We start from the raw sequence: 21,557 nt of genomic DNA, 5'->3' as shown, positions 1-21,557 counted from the left end.
GATATTATGAAAAATTTAATTAAGTATGTGGGGGTATACTGGAAAGTCATGATTGTAATTCTGGCTGCCCTCATCATACAGGCATACTGTGATTTGTCACTTCCCGGGTATACGTCCGATATTGTAAATGTCGGTATCCAGCAGGGAGGGATTGATGAATCTATACCAGATGCGCTGGCGCAGGAGGATATGGATAAACTTCTGCTTTTTGTTGACAGCAGTGATATAGATACGGTGAAAGATGCCTATGCGCTTAAGGATAAAGATACAGGTTACGATTATGAAGGTCCGGTGTACATCCTGAAAAGCGAAGCAGCGGAAAATGAGGAGACGGTTTCAAAGTTATCTTCCATTCTCGGAGAACCAATGCTGCTTGTAAATGGTTTTGAATCCGAAAGTGATATGTCAAAGAAGATGGAAGATACCATGAAAGAAAATATGAAGACTTCCATACAAGAGGCAGTGCAGAAGCAGATGGATGAAGCTGCATCTACACAGATGGGTGAAGCTGCCGGACAGATGCCCGATGAACAGAAGGCAGCACTGGCAGCGCGGCAGGCTGAAGCCAAGAAGCAGGCTCAGGGGCAGATAGATGCCCAGTTGAAAAAAATTGAAGATGCAGATGCATTTGAATTGTTTGAAATGATTCCGGATGACCAGCGTTCTGAGGTGACAGGGCAGATAAAAGATAAATTATCTGACATGCCGGAGTCAATGATAGCCCAGGCGGCGTCTGTATATATCAAGGATTCATATACCCGGCTGAATGTGAATACTGTCAAATTGCAAAACAGCTATCTTCTGTCAATGGGAGCAAAGATGCTGAGTCTGGCATTTGTCGGAATGGCAGCAAGTATCCTGGTTGGCTTTATGGCAGCCCGGGTAGGAGCTTCCGCAGGGCGCGATTTGAGAGGCCAGGTCTTCAGAAAGGTCGTAGGATTCTCAAATAATGAGTTTGACAAATTTTCCACTGCATCTTTGATTACAAGAAGTACCAATGATATTCAGCAGATTCAGATGCTGGCTGTCATGCTTTTAAGAATGGTCCTGTATGCACCGATCATGGCAATCGGAGGAATTTACAAGGTATTCCATACCAATGTATCCATGTCATGGATTATAGGTCTTGCTGTTATTCTGATTGGCCTGGTAGTTTTGGTACTCTTTACTGTGGCAATGCCTAAGTTTAAAATACTGCAGACTTTAGTTGATAAATTAAATCTGGTAACGCGGGAGATATTGACAGGTCTTCCTGTTATCCGTGCATTCTCTACGGAGAAGCATGAGGAGGAACGCTTTGATGCAGCAAATAAGGATCTGACAAGAACGAATTTATTTGTAAACCGTGCTATGACATTCATGATGCCGGTTATGTTGCTGATTATGAATGGAATTTCCGTGTTGATTGTATGGACCGGAGCTCATGGAATCAACGAGGGACAGATGCAGGTCGGGGATTTGATGGCATTTATCCAGTATACAATGCAGATTATTTTCAGCTTCCTGATGTTGTGCATGATTTCCATTATGCTTCCTAGAGCTGCTGTTGCGGCAGACCGTGTAGATAAGGTGTTAATAAGTAAAACTGCAATCCATGATCCGAAAGAGCCTAAAAAATTACCGGAAAATATAAAAGGTGTCTTAAAATTCAACAATGTATCGTTCCGGTATCCGGGCGCTGACGAGGATGTACTCCATAACATAGATTTTGAAGCGAAGCCGGGTGAGACAACAGCGATTATCGGAAGTACGGGAAGCGGTAAGTCTACATTAGTAAATTTGATTCCCAGATTTTATGATGTAACAGAAGGTTCCGTTACATTGGATGGAGTTGACGTTCGTGAAATTACGCAGCACGACCTGCGCAGTAAGCTGGGTTATGTTCCACAGAAAGGTGTACTGTTTTCCGGAGATATAGCATCTAACATTATGTATGGTAATCCGGGCGGCAGTGAAGCGGAGATGAAGGAAGCGGCTGAGATTGCACAGGCACTGGAATTTATAGAAGAGAAATCTGAAAAATATGAAAGCCCAATTGCACAAGGAGGAACCAATGTATCAGGAGGACAAAAACAGCGTCTGTCCATAGCGAGAGCGATAGCTAAACATCCGGACGTATTTATTTTTGATGATAGTTTTTCTGCATTAGATTACAAGACAGATGTAATTCTGAGAAAAGCTCTAAAAGAGAAGACCGCAGGCAGTACGGTTCTGATTGTTGCTCAGCGTATCAGCACTATTCTGCATGCAGAGCAGATTATTGTTCTGGATGAGGGTATGATTGCAGGAATAGGAACCCATCAGGAGCTTTTAAAGAATTGCGAAGTATATCATCAGATTGCAGCTTCCCAGCTCTCAGAAAAAGAACTGAAGGCAGGTCTGGGAGATGCAGAGTCAGACAACGCAGGAAAGGAGGAAAACAGCCATGAGTAGAGAGAACAGAGGAGCAGGAAAAAGAAGAATAGGCGGCGGTCCGATGGATGGAATGGCTCCCGGTGAGAAACCAAAAGACCTGAAGGGTACCCTAAAAAAGCTGCTTGCGTATATGAGTAAATATAAAGTCCAGTTATTTGTGATTGTCATATTTGCCATTGGCGGAACTGTATTTAATATTATAGGACCTAAGATGCTTGGAAAGGCGACCACAGAGATTTTTAACGGTCTGGTCAGTAAAGTGTCCGGCGGGGATGGTATGAATTTTGAGAAAATAGGGCGGATTCTAGGCTTTGTTCTAAGCTTGTACCTCGTAAGTGCATTATGTACCTTTGTCCAGGGATTTTTGATGACAGGAATCTCACAGAAAATGACATACCAGTTGAGGAAAGAACTTTCCGAGAAAATCAACCGGATGCCTATGAATTATTTTGATACCAAAACTCATGGAGAGGTGCTCTCCCGTGTTACCAATGATATTGATACTCTGGGACAGAGCCTGAATCAGAGCGCAACGCAGATGATTACTTCTGTTACCATGATTATTGGTGTACTTGTAATGATGCTGTCAATCAGCCCGCTGATGACAGTTGTGGCCCTCCTCATACTTCCGATATCCATAGGACTTATTTCTGTAATTATGAAACACTCTCAGAAATATTTCCGCGGGCAGCAGGAATTTCTGGGAGAAGTAAACGGCCAGGTAGAAGAGGTTTACGGCGGGCATAATATCGTCAAAGCATTTAACAAAGAAACAGACGTTATTACAGAATTTGAGGAAACCAATAATAAACTGTATGATTCCGCATGGAAATCTCAGTTTATATCTGGTATGATGATGCCGATTATGCAGTTCGTAGGAAACCTTGGTTATGTAGCAGTGGTAATTCTGGGTGGATATCTGGCTGTAAAAAAGACAATTGAAGTCGGTGATATCCAGTCTTTTATACAATATGTGAGAACTTTTACCCAGCCAATCCAGCAGGTGGCACAGGTGGCAAACCTTCTGCAGTCTACAGCAGCAGCGTCTGAGCGTGTATTTGAATTCCTGGAGGAAGAGGAGGAGGAACAAATTGTTTCGAATCCGGTATCTATAGAAGGGCTGCGGGGTGACGTTGAATTTGACCATGTACATTTTGGTTACAATGAAGATAAAATTATCATCAATGATTTCTCTACAAAAGTACAGGAAGGTCAGAAAATCGCGATTGTAGGCCCAACCGGAGCTGGAAAGACTACAATGATAAAACTTCTGATGCGTTTCTATGATGTGAATGACGGGGCGATTCTCGTAAACGGACACGATATAAGAGACTTCAACAGAGGAGAGCTGCGCCAAATGTTTGGAATGGTACTTCAGGACACATGGTTGTTCCACGGAAGTATAAAAGATAACATCCGTTATGGAAAACTGGGTGCAACAGACGAAGAAGTCATAGAAGCAGCCAAGGCAGCACGTGTTCACCGTTTTGTCCAGACTCTTCCTGGAGGATATGATATGGAATTAAACGAAGAAGCAAGTAACGTATCTCAGGGACAAAAACAGCTATTAACCATAGCGAGAGCTATTCTGGCAGATCCGAAAATATTAATCTTGGATGAGGCTACCAGTTCTGTAGATACCAGAACGGAAATCCAGATACAAAAAGCGATGGACACCTTGATGAAAGGAAGAACCAGCTTTGTAATTGCTCATAGATTGTCAACGATACGGGATGCGGACTTGATACTTGTCATGAAGGACGGGGATATTGTAGAGCAGGGAAATCATGAAGAGCTGATACAGAGAAATGGATTCTATGCAGAGCTGTATAATTCACAATTTGAAAGAGCTGCAGGTTAGATAAATAATGTGAGGGGTTTTATCATATATATAGAGTGATATTCATTTACGGGGTTAATCTATGGAATCACTCTCACAAGTCATAAAATTAATTTACGGGTACTTATGGGGATTGCCAATGCTGGTAATTCTTCTGGGTACCCATTTATATTTTACATTCCGTCTTGGTTTTATCCAACGGAAGGTTCCCCTTGGAATCCGTCTCAGTTTCTCAAAGAAAGAGACAGGAGAAAATGGTATTTCCCCATTTTCGGCGTTGGCGACTGCTCTTGCTGCTACGATAGGGACTGGAAATATTGTGGGAATCTCAGCAGCTATAGCCATCGGGGGACCGGGAGCGGTATTTTGGTGCTGGATGACGGGGGTGCTGGGTATTGCTACCTGTTATGCAGAATGTTTTTTATCTGCGAAGTACCGCGTAACCTGTGCAGATGGTTCTTACACCGGCGGTCCGATGTACGTTATGGAAAAGGTACTGCATCAAAAAAGTGGAGCGGTAGTATTTGCTGTCAGCACAATTCTTGCGTCTCTGGGAATGGGCAGCAGTGTCCAGTCACATTCTATCTGTGCGGCTGTGCAGATCCAGCGTCCGGTATCGGCCTCTGTTATAGGAATTGTGGCCGCGGTTTTGGTGGGAATTGTTATACTTGGCGGGGCAAAACAGATTTCAAAGGTGTGTACATATTTGGTTCCCATTATGAGTATTTTTTACTTTGGGGGATGTCTGCTTCTAATCTGGATGAATCAGGCATATCTGGGAGAAACTATTGCTGTAATAGTGCGCTCTGCGTTTACTTCAAAATCGGTTGCGGGGGGACTTGCAGGGACAGCTGTGATGGTAGGAATGAGGACAGGGATATCCAAGGGACTTTTTACAAATGAAGCAGGCCTTGGCTCTATTCCAATGACTGCAGCTGCATCCAGAATAAAATCCCCGGTAAAGCAGGGGATAATTTCCATGACCGGTCCGTTCTGGGATACCGTTGTCATGTGTGCCATCACTGGAATCGCAATTGTAAGCAGCATGATCCGGGAGCCGGGGAGTTATGCAGGTGCCGCGGATGACCAGCTTTGTTTCCTGGCTTTTGATAAGTTACCGGTGAACGGCAGTATGATGCTTTCTATATCGCTGGTACTTTTTGCCTATGCATCCATTATAGGATGGAGCTATTATGGAGAATGTGCGGTTCGGTATCTCTGGGGAGAAAGAAAAATTTTTTCCTACAGAATTGCTTATATAACAGCAGTATATTTGGGGGCGATCATGTCGCTGGACTTTGTGTGGACGGTATCAGACTTGTTTAATTCTTTTATGGCGATACCGAATATTCTATGTATCTGGATGCTGCGGAAGGTGATTATTCATGAGACAAGGGCGAAGGCCGGTGCAGTGACACACGCACATTCCGTCAAATGACTTGGCGGAATTGAGATTTACAGCAGATTTACAGTGTGTTAGAATAGAAAATAGACCCATTGATTAAAAGTATGGAGAGGGAGTTGTTCATGAAACTGACACACTTTGATGAGAACGGAAAAGCGGTCATGGTAGATGTGACCGAAAAATCAGATACAGTCCGTGAGGCCACAGCTACGGGAAAGATTGTGGTAAACAAAACGATTTATGATGCGATAGGTGCAGGTACCATTGGAAAGGGAGATGTGCTGGGAGTTGCCACAACAGCAGGAATTATGGGCGCAAAGAGGACAGCAGAGTTAATTCCCATGTGCCATATTCTTCTGATTACGAAATGCAGGGTGACTTTTGAGATGCTGCCTGAAGAGTGTGCAGTCCGGTGCTGCTGTACTGTTAAAGTAACTGGAAAGACGGGTGTAGAAATGGAAGCGCTGACTGGGGTCAGTACGGCGCTTCTGACAATATATGATATGTGTAAAGCGTTGGACAAGTCTATGGAAATCAAGGAAATTTATCTTTGCCGGAAAACAGGCGGAAAGAGCGGTGATTATGAGCATGGAGAAAAAATGGAAGACGGCGGTTGTAACGCTGAGTGATAAGGGGTATGCCGGAGAAAGAGTGGACAAAAGTGGTCCCCTCATCCGGGAGATGATAGAGGAAGCCGGATACGAGGCTGCAAAGATACTTCTTCTCCCTGATGAACAAAAGCTGATTGAAGAGAAGCTGATCAAGCTTTGTGATGAAGAGCATATGGATTTGATTCTAACCACGGGAGGGACAGGATTTTCTCCCAGAGACTGTACGCCAGAGGCAACTCTTGCAGTTGCAACAAAGAATGCGCCAGGCATTGCTGAAGCAATGCGATATGCCTCTCTTCAGGTAACACCCCGCGCAATGCTGAGCCGGGGAGTATCTGTCATCCGAAATGAAACGCTGATCATTAATCTCCCGGGAAGCCCCAAAGCAGTAAAAGAAAATTTAGAATGTATCCTTGCAACCCTTCCCCATGGTCTGGAGATTATGAAGGGGATGACGGGAGAATGTGGAAATGAAGGGAAGAATCATGATAGATCAGTATGATAGAAAAATTGAATATCTGAGGGTGTCTGTGACAGACAGGTGCAACCTGCGCTGTGTATACTGTATGCCTGAGACGGGAATCGAGCAGGTGGCCCACAGCCAAATACTGACCTATGATGAGATTGTAAGAATCTGCAGGATATGTGCAGAGGAGGGAATATCAAAGATTAAGCTGACTGGAGGGGAGCCCCTGGTTCGAAAAAGAATCAGTGAACTTCTGGGCAGCCTGAAAAAGATTCCGGGGATAGAAGAGGTTACTTTAACGACCAATGGAATCCTTTTGGCAGATCAGCTAGAGAGTCTCGTCAAAGCGGGATTGGATGCAGTAAATATCAGTCTGGACACGTTAAATCCCAGGCAGTATGAGAAGCTTACCAGGCGGGATGAGCTGGAAAAAGCCCTGGCAGGGCTTGAGGCTGCACTACAGTATCCTGGGCTTCGTGTGAAGGTGAATTGCGTTATTCTGCAGGGCATCAATGATGGACAGTGGGTTCCTTTGGCAGAACTGGCAGCTTCAAAACCTGTGGATGTACGCTTCATAGAAATGATGCCCATCGGACTTGGGAAATCTTACCTCGGCAGCAGCCAGGAGGCAGTATTGGAAAGGCTGGAAGAGGTATATGGAGCTCCGGAGCTGTTGTCCGGCAGGTTTGGAAATGGGCCCGCAGCCTATATGAGTTTTTCTGGATTTTGCGGGAAAATAGGATTTATCAGTGCGGTTTCCCATCAATTCTGTGGAGACTGCAATAGGGTCCGGCTGACTGCAGAAGGATTTTTAAAGGCATGCTTGCAATATTCAGCAGGAGAAGATTTGAAAAAGCTGATGCGGGACGGTGCTGGTGATAAAGAATTAAAGAAACGAATCAAAAAGGTGATATTTGAAAAGCCGCGCTGCCATCAATTTTCCGATGTAGAAGATACGGAGGAGAAAGAAGGAAATAATCTGGAGCGGCAGCAAATGTCAAAGATTGGGGGTTGATTATGGGAAAAGTAATTGCAGTTTGTACAAGCCCTGAAAAAGGGACACAGAAAACAAATGTGGGAGAAGCAGTTTTCATAGAAGATTTTGGGATTGAGGGAGATGCGCATGCCGGAAAATGGCACAGACAGGTCAGTTTGCTGTCCTATGATAAGATTGAAAAATTTCGTCAAAAGGGAGCCCAAGTGGAAGATGGAGCTTTTGGTGAAAATCTTGTAGTGGAAGGAATTGATTTTAAGACGCTTCCCGTAGGTACACGTTTCCAATGCAATGATGTGGTTCTGGAAATGACGCAGATTGGAAAGGAATGTCATAATGGATGTGAGATATTTCAAAAAATGGGTGACTGCATCATGCCCCGGGAAGGTGTTTTTGCAAGAGTAATGAAAGGCGGAACAATTAAAACCGGGGACATGTTAGTGAAATTGTAACAAAAATAAAAACATAAGGATTGAGAGTAATGAAACAAGATAGAAAAATAAAGATGAAAGGCTGTTTGTTTGCCTTTATGACGGGGACTCTATGGGGGATTTCAAGCCCTGTGGCACAGTTTCTGTTTGAGCGGAAGAATATTGTTCCTGAATGGCTGGTTCCATACAGAATGTTGCTGGCAGGAGCGCTTCTGCTTATCTATGCAGGGATAAGGGGACAGGATATATTTGGCGTCTGGAAGGATAAAAAGGACCGTATCAGACTGCTGATATTCGGAGCAACCGGAATGCTGGGGATGCAGTATGTCTTTTTTTGCGCGGTAAAGGAGATGAATGCAGGGACGGCAACTATTTTCCAGTATTTGAACCCGGCTATACTGATTATATTCTTTGCAGTCGTACATAAAATCCTTCCAAGTAAAAAAGAGATGATTTCTGTGCTGGCTGCGGTGGTGGGGATTTTCCTTGTGGCAACTCACGGAGATTTCTCAACTCTTGCAGTTTCTGGAAAAGGAGTTTTCTTAGGGCTGCTTCTGGCCGTTGTTGCCTGCATTTACGGAGTTTTGCCCGCACCTCTTTTGAGGAAGTATTCTGCAGAGACGGTGAGCGCATGGGGGATGATTATCGGAGGCACCGTACTAATGCTTGCTGTACAGCCGTGGAGGATAAAGACCGAGGTGGATACCCAGGTGGCGGTTGCATTCGCTGTTATTATTGTGGTAGGAACGCTTCTGCCTTTCTGTTTCTACATGGCTGCTGTAAAATATGCAGGTCCTGTTTACGCAGGGCTGTTTTCCTGTATGGAACCTGTGGGGGCTACAATCGTTGCCGCGGTTTACCTGGGGACCAAGTTTGTAAAAGTAGACATTCTAGGCTTTATACTTGTACTTTCCACATTATTTATACTGGCCATTCCTGAGAAAGAGAAATAGAATCAGTGAATGATACTGCAGACAGCTTAAGGCATGGATGAAAACGTACTGCCTTAATTTGCACATCCTAAAATTTTCTTGCATGTATTATAGAAAAGTTATATAGTGAACATTGGATTGCTAAAAAATTTGAATCTTATTTCTGGAGGAAATGTAAAATGAAATGGAACAGATTTCGAATAAAGACAACAACAGAAGCAGAGGATATTGTCAGCAGTATGCTGATGGATCTTGGGGTTCAGGGAGTAGAGATTGAAGATAAGATTCCACTGACCCAGTCTGACAAAGAGCAGATGTTTGTGGATATCCTCCCGGAGACAGAGGAAGATGACGGAATTGCCTATTTAAGTTTCTATATGGAAGAGGATGAGGGCAAGGAGCAGCTTTTAGATGATATTAGAAGAGAATTGAAAGAGATGGCCTCTTATGTGGATGTGGGAGAATGCCAGATAGAAGAGTCACAGACAGAAGATGTGGACTGGATGAATAACTGGAAACAGTATTTTCATCAGTTTTATGTAGACGATATTTTAATTATTCCTTCATGGGAAGATGTAAAGCCGGAAGATAGTGATAAGCTGATTATTCATATTGATCCTGGGACAGCTTTTGGAACAGGGATGCATGAAACTACCCAGCTCTGTATCCGCCAGCTCCGAAAATATGTAACCTCTGAAACCATGATTTTAGATGTAGGATGCGGCAGCGGTATATTAGGGATGCTTGCCCTGAAATTTGGTGCGGTGTATTCTGTTGGTACGGATCTGGACCCCTGTGCAATTGATGCTACCCATGAGAATATGGAAGTGAACGGAATTGCCCAGGACCAGTATGAGGTAATGATTGGAAATATTATTAATGATAAAGCAGTGCAGGATAAAGCTGGATATTTGAAGTATGATATTGTTGTGGCTAATATTTTGGCAGATGTGCTGACAGAGCTGACTCCGGTAATTGTAAATCAAATGAAAAAGGGTGGTATTTACATCACAAGCGGTATTATTGATAATAAAGAAAAGACAGTTGTGGAAGCAGTAGAGAATTCAGGGCTGGAAGTTCTGGAAGTGACATATCAGGGCGAATGGGTCTCTGTGACTGCAAGAAAGAATTAGCATAGTAGAGGGAGATGTGAGATGCATCATTTTTTTGCTGAGCCTTCCCAGATTAAAGGCGGAATTGTATGTATTGAAGGTACAGATGTAAATCATATGAAGAATGTACTCCGCATGAAAGCAGGGGAAAAGGTGGAGGTCAGTGACGGACAGGGGACAGAATATCTTTGTGAAGTTGACCGGTATGAGGAGGAATATGCTTTTCTGCGGATTATATCTGCGGGAAGAAAAGAAGCAGAGCTTCCTTCGAAAATTTTTCTGTTCCAGGGACTGCCTAAAGGGGACAAAATGGAACTGATTATTCAAAAGGCTGTAGAGCTTGGTGTATACCAGATTATTCCCACCTCGACGAAGCGTGCAGTGGTAAAATTGGATGCGAAAAAAGCAGGAAAGAAGACCGAACGCTGGAATGCAATTGCATTAAGTGCGGCAAAGCAGTCGGGACGAAGCAGGGTTCCTCAGGTTATGCCGGTACTGTCTTTTCGTGAAGCTTTGGAGCAGGCCCGGGAGCTGGATGTGGTGATGATTCCTTATGAGCAGGCAGAAGGAATGGAGAAGACAAGGGAAATTATTTCTGCTGTCCGTCCGGGGCAGGATGTGGGTATCTTCATAGGGCCGGAAGGTGGTTTTGAAGAGGATGAAGTAGAGAAGGCAATTCAGTCAGGGGCCCATTCCATTACCTTGGGAAAACGGATTCTGAGAACAGAGACGGCAGGACTTGCAATATTATCCATTTTAATGTATCATCTGGAAAACTCATAATGAAATTATTAGGGAAACCCCGTGTTCATGAGCGGATAGGAATGTGCAGGCCATAAATCCGCCCGGATGTACTTAACCGGAATTGAACATTAGTAGTTCAAGAAGCATAACTTAGTAGTAAGCAATAGTAAAGGAAAAGTGTTATGGAAATTTATTTGGATAATTCAGCCACAACCAGATGCTATCCTGAGGTTGGAGATTTAGTTTATAAGGTGATGTGCCAGGATTATGGAAATCCTTCTTCCATGCATAGAAAAGGTGTAGCGGCAGAACATTATATAAAAGAGTCAAAAGATAGACTGTCGAAGATTTTGCGAGTAAACCCGAAAGAAATCTTTTTCACTTCGGGAGGGACAGAAAGTGACAATCTGGCGCTGATTGGTTCCGCGAGAGCAAACAAGCGCTCAGGAAACCATCTGATTACCACTGCGATTGAACATCCCGCGATTCTGAACACCATGAGATATCTGGAAGAGGCAGAAGGATTCCGGGTGACCTACCTGCCGGTGGATGCAAATGGAAGAGTGAAACTGGATGCTTTAAAAGAAGCATTATGTGAAGAGACAATTCTTGTCTCTATTATGTATGTGAATAATGAGATGGGAGCTGTACAGCCTGTGAATGAGGCCATACAGATTGTGAAACGGTACAATCCAGGGATTTTGTTCCACTCAGATGCAGTGCAGGGATTCGGGAAATATCGTATTTATCCGAAAAGACAGGGAATTGATATGCTTACTGTCAGTGCTCATAAGATTCATGGACCGAAAGGTATCGGATTCATATATATCGATGAAAAGGTAAAAATAAGCCCCATAGTTTTCGGCGGGGAGCAGCAAAAAAATATCCGTTCAGGAACGGAAAACGTGCCGGGTATTGCAGGTATGGGACTGGCGGCTCAGATGATTTATCAGGACCTGGATATGAAGGTGGCGCTGATGCGCGAGCTGAAATCATATTTTCTGGAAGGAATATCTAAAATAGAGAGTACAACCGTACATGGACTGACTGATGGAAACAGTGCCCCCCATATTATCAGTTTGGGAGTTGCCGGAATACGAAGTGAAGTGCTTCTGCATGCACTGGAAGATAAAGGCGTTTATGTTTCCTCCGGTTCGGCATGTTCCTCAAACCATCCGGCTGTCAGCGGAGTGCTCAAAGGGATTGGGGCATCCAAGGAATATCTGGATGCAACACTACGGTTCAGCATGTCAGAATTCACTACAAGAGAAGAAATTGACTATACGTTAGAGACGTTATATAATTGTATTCCAACACTTCGGAAATATACGAGAAGATAACCTTACACAAAGGAGATAGATATGAGATTTCAATCATTTTTGATTAAATATGGAGAAATTGGCATAAAGGGAAAAAACAGATACCTGTTTGAAGACGCCCTTGTCCGCCAAATGCGTTTTGCATTAAAGGAAGTTGATGGTGACTTTTATGTTCATAAGGCACAAGGAAGAGTATATGTGGAATGTGAAAGTGAATACGACTATGAGGAGACTGTGGAAAGTCTTAAGAGAGTGTTTGGTATTGTAGGCATCTGTCCGGTGGTACGTGTGGAGGATAGGGGCTTTGAACAGCTCTCCAAAGATGTCGTATCTTATATAAAAGAAATGTACCCGGAAGGAAATCAGACCTTTAAGGTGGAAGCCAGAAGAAGTAAAAAGCAATATCCCATGACGTCCATGGAGCTGAATTGTGAACTGGGAGGCGTAATTTTAGACGCAGTTCCCGGGATGAAGGTTGATGTGCATAATCCGTCAATCCGGCTGAATGTCGAAGTGAGAGAAGAAATCTACCTATATTCGGAGATTATTCCCGGACCCGGAGGAATGCCGGTGGGAACCAATGGGAATGCTATGCTTCTTCTGTCAGGGGGGATTGACAGTCCGGTTGCAGGCTACATGATTGCAAAGAGAGGAGTGGGCTTACAGGCCACATATTTTCACGCGCCGCCGTATACCAGTGAGCGTGCAAAAGAAAAGGTTGTAGACTTGGCAAAACTGGTTTCCAGGTATGCCGGGCCGATACAGCTAAATGTGGTAAACTTTACAGACATCCAGCTCTACATTTATGATAAATGTCCCCACGAAGAACTGACGATTATCATGCGCCGCTATATGATGAAGATAGCAGAGCATTTTGCAAAAGAAAACCGCTGTCTGGGGTTGATTACAGGGGAGAGCATCGGGCAGGTAGCCAGCCAGACCATGCAGAGTCTTGCTGCAACGAATGCAGTATGCACACTTCCTGTCTATCGTCCCCTGATTGGCTTTGACAAACGTGAGATTGTAGAAATTGCGGAAAAAATAGATACATTTGAGACTTCTATTCAGCCCTTTGAGGATTGCTGTACTATATTTGTTGCGAAACATCCGGTGACAAAGCCGAATCTGGAAAGAATTGAGAGATCCGAAAGGAATCTGGAAGAGAAAATTGATGAACTGGTGAAGACAGCCATTGAAACTGTGGAAACTATAACGGTGAAATAAAATAGAGTTTCGCAAGCGAAACTCGCGCCTGGGTTGGCCGTGCAACGGCATCTTCCTTATACAGCCCAGTGCGCATCCCCCGGAGGGCTTTTATGTAATAGGACGTATTTTCCTATTACATAAAAAAGAGCTGTCTATATGGGCAGCTCTCATTGTAAACAATGCTTATTTAATGATGTATGGGTTTAATGCAGTTAAAATTGCATCTGTTGCGTTTCCATCAGCGTGGATGTTTAATTCAATTGGTTTTGAAAGATCCAAGCTGAAAATGCCCATAATTGATTTGGCATCTATTACATATCTTCCGGATACTAAATCGAAGTCGTTATCAAATTTTGTTATCTCATTCACGAATGATTTTACCTTATCAATGGAATTTAAAGAAATCTGTACTGTCTTCATTGGGGAATCCCTCCTTAATATATATTGTGTATGGCCTTGTGCCTTATATACATTCTACGAGAAGACAGTTTAAAAGTCAAGAAACAAAGAAGGAAAATAATGGAGAGTAGTTATATGAAAAAGGTAGCACTGCATAATCTGGGCTGTAAGGTAAATGCATATGAAACGGCAGCTATGCAGGAAATGCTGGAAACGGCAGGATATGAAATTGTTCCCTTCAAAGAAGGGGCGGATATCTATATTATTAATACATGTACTGTGACAAATATTGCGGACCGAAAGTCCAGGCAGATGCTTCACAGGGCAAGGAAAATGAATCCTCAGGCGGTCGTGGTTGCAGCAGGCTGCTATGTACAAGCCCAGGAGGAGCAAGAAATAGACCCTTGTATCGATATTGTGATTGGAAATAATAAAAAACAGGATTTGCTTTCTATTTTACAGGAATATACACAGTCACAGGCGGCTTCCAAGGCTGTCATAGATATCGGTGGTACCAAGAAATATGAAGATTTGCACCTGTCCAGGACAGGAGAACATACAAGAGCTTATATTAAGGTTCAGGACGGATGTAATCAATTTTGCTCCTACTGCATTATTCCTTATGCCAGAGGGCGGGTCAGAAGCCGCAGTAAGGCAGAAGTGCTTAGAGAAGTGGGGCAGTTGGCGGAAAATGGTTATCAGGAAGTAGTTCTTACCGGCATTCATCTTAGTTCTTATGGTGTGGATTTCGGGGATAAGGCGGAAGATTTGCTGTCTCTAATCCAGGCGGTTCATGGAATAGAAGGCATCAAACGTATAAGGCTGGGTTCTCTGGAACCTCGGATTATTACAGAGGAGTTTGCAAGATGTATTTCATCACTGCCGAAGATGTGCCCTCACTTCCACCTGTCTCTTCAGAGCGGGTGCGACTCTACTCTCAAGCGGATGAACCGGCGGTATACAAGCGGAGAATATTATGAGAAATGTGTTCTGCTCAGAAAATATTTTGATAATCCGGCACTCACAACAGACGTGATAGTCGGTTTTCCGGGAGAAACGGAAGAGGAGTTTCAGCAGTCGAAAGAATTTATTGAAAAAGTAAACTTTTATGAGACACATGTATTTAAATATTCTAAAAGGCAGGGAACAAAGGCCGCAGCTATGGAGGAACAGGTTCCTGAGCAGATAAAGGCCCGGAGAAGCGAGATTCTGCTTGCTTTAGGTGAAGAAAGAAGACAGGCTTATGAGAGAAGCTTTATTGGAAAAGAAGTAGAGGTGCTCGTAGAAGAAGAGATAAGAATTGGCGGAAAAACCATGCAGTCAGGGCACACAAAGGAATATATAAAAATTGCACTAGATAACGATGTTAATTTACAGAATTGTATCGTAAAAGTTCAAATTGAAAATGATTTACAAATTATACATTGAATTTTGGCAGGGTTTATATTAGAATTGTAAGTAAGATGTCCGGTGCAGATACCTGGCAAGCCCCCGCAGATGAGGGGATAGGAAGTCAAAGCGGACCTGTCCGCTTTATGAAAAGTACAAATAACGCTAAAAGGTAAAGCGTGAAAATACAAAAACGGAGGAGAAGAAATGAGCGATTTAAGTAACACCCAATTCTTTCAGGTAGAGCCTGGTCCTCAGATTTCCGCGAAAGATATTCTGGAAATTGTATTTAAGGCTCTCAAAGAAAAGGGATATAATCCGGTGAATCAGATTGTTGGTTATATCATGTCAGGTGACCCAACCTATATCACAAGCTATAATGGGGCAAGAAGCCTTGTGATGAAGGTGGAAAGGGACGAGCTTGTAGAAGAATTGTTAAAAGCGTATATCAAGCACAATTCGTGGGAATAATACTTATGCGGATTATAGGACTTGATTATGGTACAAAGACTGTAGGCGTGGCAATCAGTGACGCATTGGGTTTTACTGCCCAGGGAATTGAAACAATTCAAAGAAAAGAGGAAAACAAATTACGGCGTACTCTGGCACGTATAGAGGAATTGATTTCTGAATACGGGGTAGAGAAGATTGTGCTTGGATTTCCGAAACATATGAACAACGATATTGGAGAGCGTGCGGAAAAAGCTTTAGAATTCCGGGATATGCTTACACGGAGAACGGGGCTGGAAGTTATCATGTGGGATGAACGGCTGACGACTGTAGAAGCAGAGCGGGTTCTGATTGAGAGTAATGTGAGACGGGAAAACCGTAAGAAATATATCGACAAGATTGCTGCGGTATTTATCCTGCAGGGATATTTGGATTCCGAATATTTAAAGCGGGAAAATCAGAAAGAGCAGGAATAAGAGGATATTTTATGGAAAAAATTAAGTTTACCTTTGAAGACACAGGCGAAACAGAAGAATTTTTTGTTCTGGAACAGACAAAAATTAATGGGAATGTATACATATTGGTTACAGACTCAGAAGAAGATGACGCAGAGTGCCTGATTTTGAAGGATACAGGTTCCGCAGATGATGTGGAAAGTGTATATGAGATTGTTGAGGATGATACAGAGCTTCTGGCGGTTTCTAAGGTTTTTGAGGAACTGCTTGAGGACGTTGATATTGAAATGTAAAGTCTTAGGATTTTTACAATAAATTTACTTACTGCAAATGAAGTGGAGTATGGCGATGGAACAGGAAAAAGCGCAGGAACTGCTGAAAGAGAAGTTAAGAGGAAAAGGATTAAAAGTAACACAGCAGAGAATGCTTGTTTTACAGACCCTGGCAGATAGGAGCGGCAGCCACATGGCGGCAGAAGATATCTATGAGCTGATCAGGGAAAAGTATCCGGAGATTGGACTGGCCACCGTTTATCGTACTTTACAACTGCTTCTTGAAATGCAATTAGTGGACCGTATTAACCTGGATGATGGGTGTGTCAGATATGAGATCGGACATTTGTTTGAAGGAGACACAAAACACAACCATCATCATTTAATATGCAGAGTATGTGGGCAGGTTCTGCCTTTCGAAGATGACCTTTTGGAGGAGCTGGAACGTCATATCGAAGAGGATACAGGATTTCACATACTGGACCATCAGTTGAAATTTTATGGACATTGTAAAGATTGCCTCAGTAAAAGCAAATAATCCGTCTGCGTTTTTAGGGTTGGAAGTCTGACTGAATCAGTGAATTTAACCGGCGGAGGGTTGCTGTTTTTTTCATGTGCGGAAGTAGGTACATAAAACATATGGAGGTGTAGAATTATTGAAGAAAGAAAATGAAGGAAAATTAAAGATTATTCCTCTCGGAGGCCTGGAGCAGATTGGAATGAACATAACTGCCTTTGAATTTGAGGACAGTATTATTGTTGTGGACTGCGGGCTTGCGTTTCCGGAGGATGATATGCTTGGTATCGATCTTGTGATACCAGATGTGACATATTTGAAGGACAACATTGACAAAGTAAAAGGGTTTGTGATCACCCACGGACATGAGGATCATATTGGAGGGCTTTCTTATGTGCTCAAAGAGATTAATCTTCCCATATATACAACAAAACTTACAATGGGAATTATTGAGAACAAGCTGAAAGAACACAATCTGCTTCGCAGTACAAAGCGGAAGGTGGTACGTCACGGACAGTCTATCAATCTTGGAAAGTTCAGGATTGAATTTATTAAGACAAACCACAGTATCCAGGATGCATCAGCCCTGGCGATTTATTCTCCGGCAGGGATTGTGGTGCATACAGGCGACTTTAAAGTGGATTATACCCCGGTATTTGGCGATGCCATTGATCTGCAGCGCTTTGCAGAAATAGGAAAAAAAGGCGTACTGGCATTAATGTCAGACAGTACAAATGCGGAGCGTAAAGGTTTCACCCAGTCTGAGAAAACAGTGGGAATCACTTTTGACCATATTTTTGCGGAGCATCAGAATACCCGTATCATTATTGCGACCTTTGCGTCCAATGTGGACAGGGTACAGCAGGTTATCAATTCTGCATATAAGTACGGCCGTAAAGTAGTGGTAGAAGGCCGCAGTATGGTAAATATCATCTCTACGGCATCAGAACTAGGGTATTTGGATATACCGGAAAATACGCTGATTGAAATTGATCAGATGAAAAATTATCCGCCGGAGAAGATGGTAATGATTACAACCGGAAGTCAGGGAGAGTCTATGGCAGCCCTGTCCCGTATGGCGGCAGATGTCCACCGTAAGGTGACAATCCAGCCTAACGATACAATTATTTTCAGTTCCAATCCGATTCCGGGAAATGAAAAATCGGTTTCCCGTGTTATCAATGAGCTGTCCTTAAAGGGAGCAGATGTGATATTCCAGGATGCCCATGTATCAGGACATGCCTGCCAGGAAGAGCTGAAACTGATATATTCTCTTGTAAAGCCGAAATATGCAATCCCAGTGCATGGAGAATACCGTCATTTAAAGGCAAACGCAGCAATTGCCAATTCCCTGGGTATTCCAAAGGAGAATATATTTATTCTTCAATCGGGAGATGTTATTGAACTAAGCCATGAAGGGGCAAAGGTTGTAGATAAAGTTCATACGGGAGCCATTCTGGTAGATGGGCTCGGCGTAGGAGATGTTGGAAATATTGTACTCAGAGACAGACAGCATTTGGCAGAGGATGGAATTCTGATTGTAGTTCTGACCTTGGAAAAGGGGACAAACCGCTTGCTTGCAGGTCCGGATATTGTTTCCAGAGGTTTTGTCTATGTACGTGAGTCAGAAGGGCTCATGGAAGAATCACGTCATGTTGTTTCTGATGCTTTAGAACGCTGCCTGTCCGGCAAACATGCGGACTGGAATAAGATTAAGCTAGTGATTCGTGATACCCTGAACGACTATATCTGGAAAAAAACGAAGAGACGTCCGATGGTTATTCCGATTATTATGGATGTGGATGTGTAAGATATGATAATAGATGAACGTATCACTACATTCATCAATTCATTAGAGACAGAGAATAGTGAAATATTAGAAGCAATAGAAAGAGAAGCCTTGGATACTTATGTTCCAATTATAAGAAAAGAAATGCAAAGCTTTCTTAAGGTGCTTTTAACGATACAAAAACCTATGAGCATTCTCGAAGTGGGAACTGCCGTAGGTTTCTCTGCGTTATTGATGAGTGAATATGCCCCTGAGGGGTGTAGGATTACCACAATTGAAAAATATGAAAAAAGAATCCCCATTGCCCGGGAGAATTTTCAAAGGGCGGGGAAGGAAAAACAAATTACTCTGATAGAAGGAGACGCCCAGGAAGTGCTGGAAGGCCTGAAGGGAAGCTATGATTTTATCTTTATGGATGCTGCAAAAGGGCAGTATATCCATTATTTGCCGGAGGTGCTGCGGCTCTTAAAGGCAGGAGGAACTCTGGTTTCTGATAATGTGCTGCAGGACGGGGAGATTATAGAGTCCCGTTTTGCGGTAGAGCGCAGAAACCGGACCATCCACGGGCGGATGAGAAAATACTTGTACGAGCTGAAGCATCATGAGGATCTGGTGACATCCATTCTTCCTTTGGGAGATGGGGTTGCAGTCAGTACAAAGAAGGAGAAATAACATGGGAAGACATCCTGAACTTTTAATCCCGGCGAGCAGCCTGGAAGTATTAAAAACAGCCGTGATATTTGGCGCAGACGCGGTATATATTGGCGGGGAGGCATTTGGGCTTCGGGCAAAGGCCAAAAATTTCTCAATGGAGGAGATGAGGCAGGGAATTGTGTTTGCCCATGAGCATAATGTAAAAGTATATATTACAGCCAATATCCTGGCACATAATGATGACTTGGCCGGAGTCCGGGAGTATTTTGAGGAACTCAGGAAAATAAATCCGGATGCCTTAATTATTGCCGACCCGGGTGTTTTTGAGATTGCGAAAGAAGTGTGCCCTGAAATTGAAAGGCATATCAGTACCCAGGCAAACAATACGAATTATGGAACCTACTACTTCTGGCACAAACTGGGAGCCAGCCGGGTGGTATCGGCCCGGGAGCTTTCTTTAGAGGAGATAAAAGAAATCCGTGCCAACATTCCGGAGGATTTAGAGATAGAGACATTTGTCCACGGTGCGATGTGTATTTCTTATTCCGGCAGGTGTCTGCTGAGCAACTATTTTACCGGCAGAGATGCAAACCGGGGAGCATGTACTCATCCATGCCGCTGGAAATACGCGGTGGTAGAGGAAACCAGACCTGGAGAATACATGCCTGTGTATGAAAATGAAAGAGGAACCTACATCTTCAACTCTAAAGATCTCTGCATGATAGAGCATATCCCGGAATTGCTTGAATCAGGGATAGACAGCCTGAAGATAGAAGGACGTATGAAAACTGCGCTTTATGTGGCCACAGTGGCCAGAACCTACCGCAAAGCGATTGATGATTACCAGAAAGATCCTGAGCTTTACAAAAAGAATATGCCATGGTATTTAGAGCAGATATCTAACTGTACCTACCGTCAGTTCACGACAGGCTTCTTTTTCGGCAAGCCGGATGAGACCACCCAGATATACGATAGTAACACTTATGTGAAAGAATACACCTACCTGGGAATCATAGGAGCAGAAAAGAATGGTTTATACCAGATAGAGCAAAGAAACAAATTTTCCGTAGGTGAAGTGATAGAAATCATGAAGCCGGATGGGGCAAATGTAGAGACAGCAGTACGCCGGATTGTTGACGAAGAGGGGCAGGAACAGGAAAGTGCACCCCATCCAAAACAAATGTTATATGTGGAATTGAGTGAAAAGGCAGCGTGTTACGATATACTGCGGAGAAAAGAAGAGTGAAAAATAAATTTTCACTCTTTTAAAAAAATTCCCGAAGCTTTTCTACTGCGCTTTTTTCAATCCGTGAGACGTAGGAGCGAGAGATTCCAAGCTGTCTTGCAATCTCCCGCTGTGTATATTCTTCCCCATTATATAATCCATATCTCATCTTCAGCACCAGCCGTTCCCGCTGGGAAAGTGCATTTTCCACTTTGTCATAAAGTTTCTGGATATTTTCCTTTAAGTGAATTTTTTCAGGGACATCTGTTTCGTCTGCCTCAATGATATCGTATAGTTTAATTTCATTTCCTTCTCTGTCGGTTCCAATAGGCTCATAAAGAGAAATCTCTTTATTCGTCTTCTTTTTCGCTCTCAGGTACATGAGAATTTCGTTTTCAACGCATTTGGACGCATAGGCGGCAAGCCGGTTGCCTTTATCAGGATTAAAGGTTACAACGGCCTTTATCAGGCCGATGGTTCCAATAGATATAAGATCCTCAGGGTCTTCATCCAAGTACTGATATTTTTTAATAACATGTGCAACGAGCCGCAGATTTCGTTCGATTAAGACATGTTTTGCCTGAAGGTCACCCTCTGTATATTTTTGCATGTAATATTTTTCTTCCGATGGAGTGAGGGGATTTGGAAAAGATTTCAAGAAGAGCACCTCTAAGCACATTTGATATAGTCTATGTGAAAACTGCGGAAATTGTGCTTTTCCATCGAAAAGAAGGACATGAGGTCCCAGTTATGCTTCTGCAATTTTCACCAATTTCTTCCCAGGACAATGGGATTGACACATCTGGGCATATGGAATATTATAATTATATTGATGTATCTGTTCAGAACCATGAACAGTTACATATTGATTCTATCAAATCAGGCCAGTTCGGCCACATTTTCACATTATTTTGTAAAAGACAATAGAAAGG

General features: G+C 43.2%; 23 protein-coding genes. 21 read left to right on the top strand and 2 right to left on the bottom strand.

Features of this window, described 5'->3' with window-relative positions; genetic code table 11:
• Nucleotides 1-6: 6 nt before the first annotated feature.
• The 12 genes from A8805_RS18960 to thiI all read left to right on the top strand — a co-directional run bounded on the left by A8805_RS18960 (nucleotide 7) and on the right by thiI (nucleotide 13,493).
• On the top strand, nucleotides 7-2,433 hold the full coding sequence (locus A8805_RS18960; RefSeq protein ID WP_109714091.1) for an ABC transporter ATP-binding protein: 2,427 nt from the start codon (nucleotides 7-9) through the stop codon (nucleotides 2,431-2,433).
• Nucleotides 2,426-4,276 (top strand): ABC transporter ATP-binding protein, encoded by a 1,851-nt coding sequence (locus A8805_RS18955; RefSeq protein ID WP_109714089.1) that lies wholly within the window; start codon nucleotides 2,426-2,428, stop codon nucleotides 4,274-4,276. The genes A8805_RS18960 and A8805_RS18955 overlap by 8 nt, the downstream gene beginning before the upstream one ends.
• Nucleotides 4,277-4,394: 118 nt before the next feature.
• Entirely contained in the window at nucleotides 4,395-5,693 is a 1,299-nt protein-coding gene (locus A8805_RS18950) for an alanine/glycine:cation symporter family protein (RefSeq protein ID WP_242992486.1), read from the top strand.
• Nucleotides 5,694-5,782: 89 nt separating this feature from the next.
• A complete protein-coding gene (moaC, locus tag A8805_RS18945; protein WP_109714085.1) occupies nucleotides 5,783-6,289 on the top strand; it encodes a cyclic pyranopterin monophosphate synthase MoaC in 507 nt (168 codons plus the stop codon).
• Nucleotides 6,249-6,773, top strand: a complete 525-nt coding sequence (mog, locus tag A8805_RS18940) for a molybdopterin adenylyltransferase (protein WP_109714117.1) — start codon at nucleotides 6,249-6,251, stop codon at nucleotides 6,771-6,773. The genes moaC and mog overlap by 41 nt, the downstream gene beginning before the upstream one ends.
• On the top strand, nucleotides 6,757-7,752 hold the full coding sequence (gene moaA / locus A8805_RS18935) for a GTP 3',8-cyclase MoaA (protein ID WP_109714115.1): 996 nt from the start codon (nucleotides 6,757-6,759) through the stop codon (nucleotides 7,750-7,752). The genes mog and moaA overlap by 17 nt, the downstream gene beginning before the upstream one ends.
• A gap of 2 nt (nucleotides 7,753-7,754) precedes the next feature.
• On the top strand, nucleotides 7,755-8,183 hold the full coding sequence (locus A8805_RS18930; protein WP_109714083.1) for an MOSC domain-containing protein: 429 nt from the start codon (nucleotides 7,755-7,757) through the stop codon (nucleotides 8,181-8,183).
• Nucleotides 8,184-8,212: 29 nt separating this feature from the next.
• Complete coding sequence (locus tag A8805_RS18925) at nucleotides 8,213-9,115, top strand: DMT family transporter (protein WP_242992484.1); 903 nt, start codon at nucleotides 8,213-8,215, stop codon at nucleotides 9,113-9,115.
• Between the two features lie 158 nt (nucleotides 9,116-9,273).
• Nucleotides 9,274-10,227: a 50S ribosomal protein L11 methyltransferase gene (gene prmA / locus A8805_RS18920; protein ID WP_109714079.1), complete on the top strand. Its 954-nt coding sequence runs from the start codon at nucleotides 9,274-9,276 to the stop codon at nucleotides 10,225-10,227.
• 21 nt (nucleotides 10,228-10,248) lie between these two features.
• Nucleotides 10,249-10,989, top strand: coding sequence for a 16S rRNA (uracil(1498)-N(3))-methyltransferase (locus A8805_RS18915; protein ID WP_109714077.1), 741 nt, complete (start codon nucleotides 10,249-10,251; stop codon nucleotides 10,987-10,989).
• Between the two features lie 143 nt (nucleotides 10,990-11,132).
• Nucleotides 11,133-12,290, top strand: coding sequence for a cysteine desulfurase family protein (locus A8805_RS18910; RefSeq protein ID WP_109714075.1), 1,158 nt, complete (start codon nucleotides 11,133-11,135; stop codon nucleotides 12,288-12,290).
• Nucleotides 12,291-12,311: 21 nt separating this feature from the next.
• Nucleotides 12,312-13,493, top strand: a complete 1,182-nt coding sequence (thiI, locus tag A8805_RS18905) for a tRNA uracil 4-sulfurtransferase ThiI (protein WP_109714073.1) — start codon at nucleotides 12,312-12,314, stop codon at nucleotides 13,491-13,493.
• A 165-nt stretch (nucleotides 13,494-13,658) separates the two neighbouring features.
• Here thiI and A8805_RS18900 read toward each other — a convergent pair whose 3' ends face one another.
• The gene (locus tag A8805_RS18900) at nucleotides 13,659-13,895 is read right to left on the bottom strand and encodes an HPr family phosphocarrier protein (RefSeq protein WP_109714071.1); all 237 of its coding nucleotides are present in this window, start codon (nucleotides 13,893-13,895) and stop codon (nucleotides 13,659-13,661) included.
• A gap of 114 nt (nucleotides 13,896-14,009) precedes the next feature.
• On the opposite strand from A8805_RS18900, the gene mtaB reads away from it, so the two are divergent.
• From mtaB to A8805_RS18860, 8 genes are all read left to right on the top strand, one after another.
• Nucleotides 14,010-15,302 (top strand): tRNA (N(6)-L-threonylcarbamoyladenosine(37)-C(2))-methylthiotransferase MtaB, encoded by a 1,293-nt coding sequence (mtaB, locus tag A8805_RS18895; protein ID WP_109714069.1) that lies wholly within the window; start codon nucleotides 14,010-14,012, stop codon nucleotides 15,300-15,302.
• Between the two features lie 168 nt (nucleotides 15,303-15,470).
• Nucleotides 15,471-15,734, top strand: a complete 264-nt coding sequence (locus tag A8805_RS18890) for an IreB family regulatory phosphoprotein (RefSeq protein WP_109714067.1) — start codon at nucleotides 15,471-15,473, stop codon at nucleotides 15,732-15,734.
• Nucleotides 15,735-15,739: 5 nt separating this feature from the next.
• Entirely contained in the window at nucleotides 15,740-16,189 is a 450-nt protein-coding gene (gene ruvX, locus A8805_RS18885; protein WP_109714065.1) for a Holliday junction resolvase RuvX, read from the top strand.
• A gap of 11 nt (nucleotides 16,190-16,200) precedes the next feature.
• Nucleotides 16,201-16,461 (top strand): DUF1292 domain-containing protein, encoded by a 261-nt coding sequence (locus A8805_RS18880; protein ID WP_109714063.1) that lies wholly within the window; start codon nucleotides 16,201-16,203, stop codon nucleotides 16,459-16,461.
• A 49-nt stretch (nucleotides 16,462-16,510) separates the two neighbouring features.
• Nucleotides 16,511-16,978, top strand: coding sequence for a Fur family transcriptional regulator (locus A8805_RS18875; protein ID WP_109714061.1), 468 nt, complete (start codon nucleotides 16,511-16,513; stop codon nucleotides 16,976-16,978).
• Nucleotides 16,979-17,096: 118 nt separating this feature from the next.
• Nucleotides 17,097-18,767 (top strand): ribonuclease J, encoded by a 1,671-nt coding sequence (locus A8805_RS18870; RefSeq protein ID WP_109714059.1) that lies wholly within the window; start codon nucleotides 17,097-17,099, stop codon nucleotides 18,765-18,767.
• Between the two features lie 3 nt (nucleotides 18,768-18,770).
• Nucleotides 18,771-19,418: an O-methyltransferase gene (locus A8805_RS18865; protein ID WP_109714057.1), complete on the top strand. Its 648-nt coding sequence runs from the start codon at nucleotides 18,771-18,773 to the stop codon at nucleotides 19,416-19,418.
• A gap of 1 nt (nucleotide 19,419) precedes the next feature.
• Nucleotides 19,420-20,646: a peptidase U32 family protein gene (locus tag A8805_RS18860; protein WP_109714055.1), complete on the top strand. Its 1,227-nt coding sequence runs from the start codon at nucleotides 19,420-19,422 to the stop codon at nucleotides 20,644-20,646.
• 19 nt (nucleotides 20,647-20,665) lie between these two features.
• Here the strand turns inward: A8805_RS18860 and sigK are convergent, their stop codons facing one another.
• A complete protein-coding gene (gene sigK / locus A8805_RS18855; RefSeq protein ID WP_109714053.1) occupies nucleotides 20,666-21,283 on the bottom strand; it encodes an RNA polymerase sporulation sigma factor SigK in 618 nt (205 codons plus the stop codon).
• Here sigK and A8805_RS21970 point away from each other — a divergent pair.
• Nucleotides 21,268-21,552 carry a hypothetical protein gene (locus A8805_RS21970; RefSeq protein WP_146199460.1) on the top strand — a complete coding sequence of 95 codons (285 nt, stop codon included), beginning with the start codon at nucleotides 21,268-21,270 and terminating at the stop codon, nucleotides 21,550-21,552. The genes sigK and A8805_RS21970 overlap by 16 nt on opposite strands.
• Nucleotides 21,553-21,557 lie beyond the last annotated feature (5 nt).

Origin of the sequence: Faecalicatena contorta (assembly GCF_003149105.1) — a bacterium.
In the GTDB taxonomy this organism is placed as follows: Bacteria; Bacillota; Clostridia; order Lachnospirales; family Lachnospiraceae; genus Muricomes; species Muricomes contortus_C.
This window is presented reverse-complemented; position numbering and strand designations above follow the sequence as displayed.

What these genes read in the sequence shown, in the direction of transcription:
- A8805_RS18960 (WP_109714091.1), top strand. Translation starts at nt 7, where the DNA reads ATGAAAAATTTAATTAAGTATGTGGGGGTATACTGGAAAGTCATGATT.
- A8805_RS18955 (WP_109714089.1), top strand. Translation starts at nt 2,426, where the DNA reads ATGAGTAGAGAGAACAGAGGAGCAGGAAAAAGAAGAATAGGCGGCGGT.
- A8805_RS18950 (WP_242992486.1), top strand. Translation starts at nt 4,395, where the DNA reads ATGCTGGTAATTCTTCTGGGTACCCATTTATATTTTACATTCCGTCTT.
- moaC (WP_109714085.1), top strand. Translation starts at nt 5,783, where the DNA reads ATGAAACTGACACACTTTGATGAGAACGGAAAAGCGGTCATGGTAGAT.
- mog (WP_109714117.1), top strand. Translation starts at nt 6,249, where the DNA reads ATGGAGAAAAAATGGAAGACGGCGGTTGTAACGCTGAGTGATAAGGGG.
- moaA (WP_109714115.1), top strand. Translation starts at nt 6,757, where the DNA reads ATGATAGATCAGTATGATAGAAAAATTGAATATCTGAGGGTGTCTGTG.
- A8805_RS18930 (WP_109714083.1), top strand. Translation starts at nt 7,755, where the DNA reads ATGGGAAAAGTAATTGCAGTTTGTACAAGCCCTGAAAAAGGGACACAG.
- A8805_RS18925 (WP_242992484.1), top strand. Translation starts at nt 8,213, where the DNA reads ATGAAACAAGATAGAAAAATAAAGATGAAAGGCTGTTTGTTTGCCTTT.
- prmA (WP_109714079.1), top strand. Translation starts at nt 9,274, where the DNA reads ATGAAATGGAACAGATTTCGAATAAAGACAACAACAGAAGCAGAGGAT.
- A8805_RS18915 (WP_109714077.1), top strand. Translation starts at nt 10,249, where the DNA reads ATGCATCATTTTTTTGCTGAGCCTTCCCAGATTAAAGGCGGAATTGTA.
- A8805_RS18910 (WP_109714075.1), top strand. Translation starts at nt 11,133, where the DNA reads ATGGAAATTTATTTGGATAATTCAGCCACAACCAGATGCTATCCTGAG.
- thiI (WP_109714073.1), top strand. Translation starts at nt 12,312, where the DNA reads ATGAGATTTCAATCATTTTTGATTAAATATGGAGAAATTGGCATAAAG.
- A8805_RS18900 (WP_109714071.1), bottom strand. Translation starts at nt 13,895, where the DNA reads ATGAAGACAGTACAGATTTCTTTAAATTCCATTGATAAGGTAAAATCA.
- mtaB (WP_109714069.1), top strand. Translation starts at nt 14,010, where the DNA reads ATGAAAAAGGTAGCACTGCATAATCTGGGCTGTAAGGTAAATGCATAT.
- A8805_RS18890 (WP_109714067.1), top strand. Translation starts at nt 15,471, where the DNA reads ATGAGCGATTTAAGTAACACCCAATTCTTTCAGGTAGAGCCTGGTCCT.
- ruvX (WP_109714065.1), top strand. Translation starts at nt 15,740, where the DNA reads ATGCGGATTATAGGACTTGATTATGGTACAAAGACTGTAGGCGTGGCA.
- A8805_RS18880 (WP_109714063.1), top strand. Translation starts at nt 16,201, where the DNA reads ATGGAAAAAATTAAGTTTACCTTTGAAGACACAGGCGAAACAGAAGAA.
- A8805_RS18875 (WP_109714061.1), top strand. Translation starts at nt 16,511, where the DNA reads ATGGCGATGGAACAGGAAAAAGCGCAGGAACTGCTGAAAGAGAAGTTA.
- A8805_RS18865 (WP_109714057.1), top strand. Translation starts at nt 18,771, where the DNA reads ATGATAATAGATGAACGTATCACTACATTCATCAATTCATTAGAGACA.
- A8805_RS18860 (WP_109714055.1), top strand. Translation starts at nt 19,420, where the DNA reads ATGGGAAGACATCCTGAACTTTTAATCCCGGCGAGCAGCCTGGAAGTA.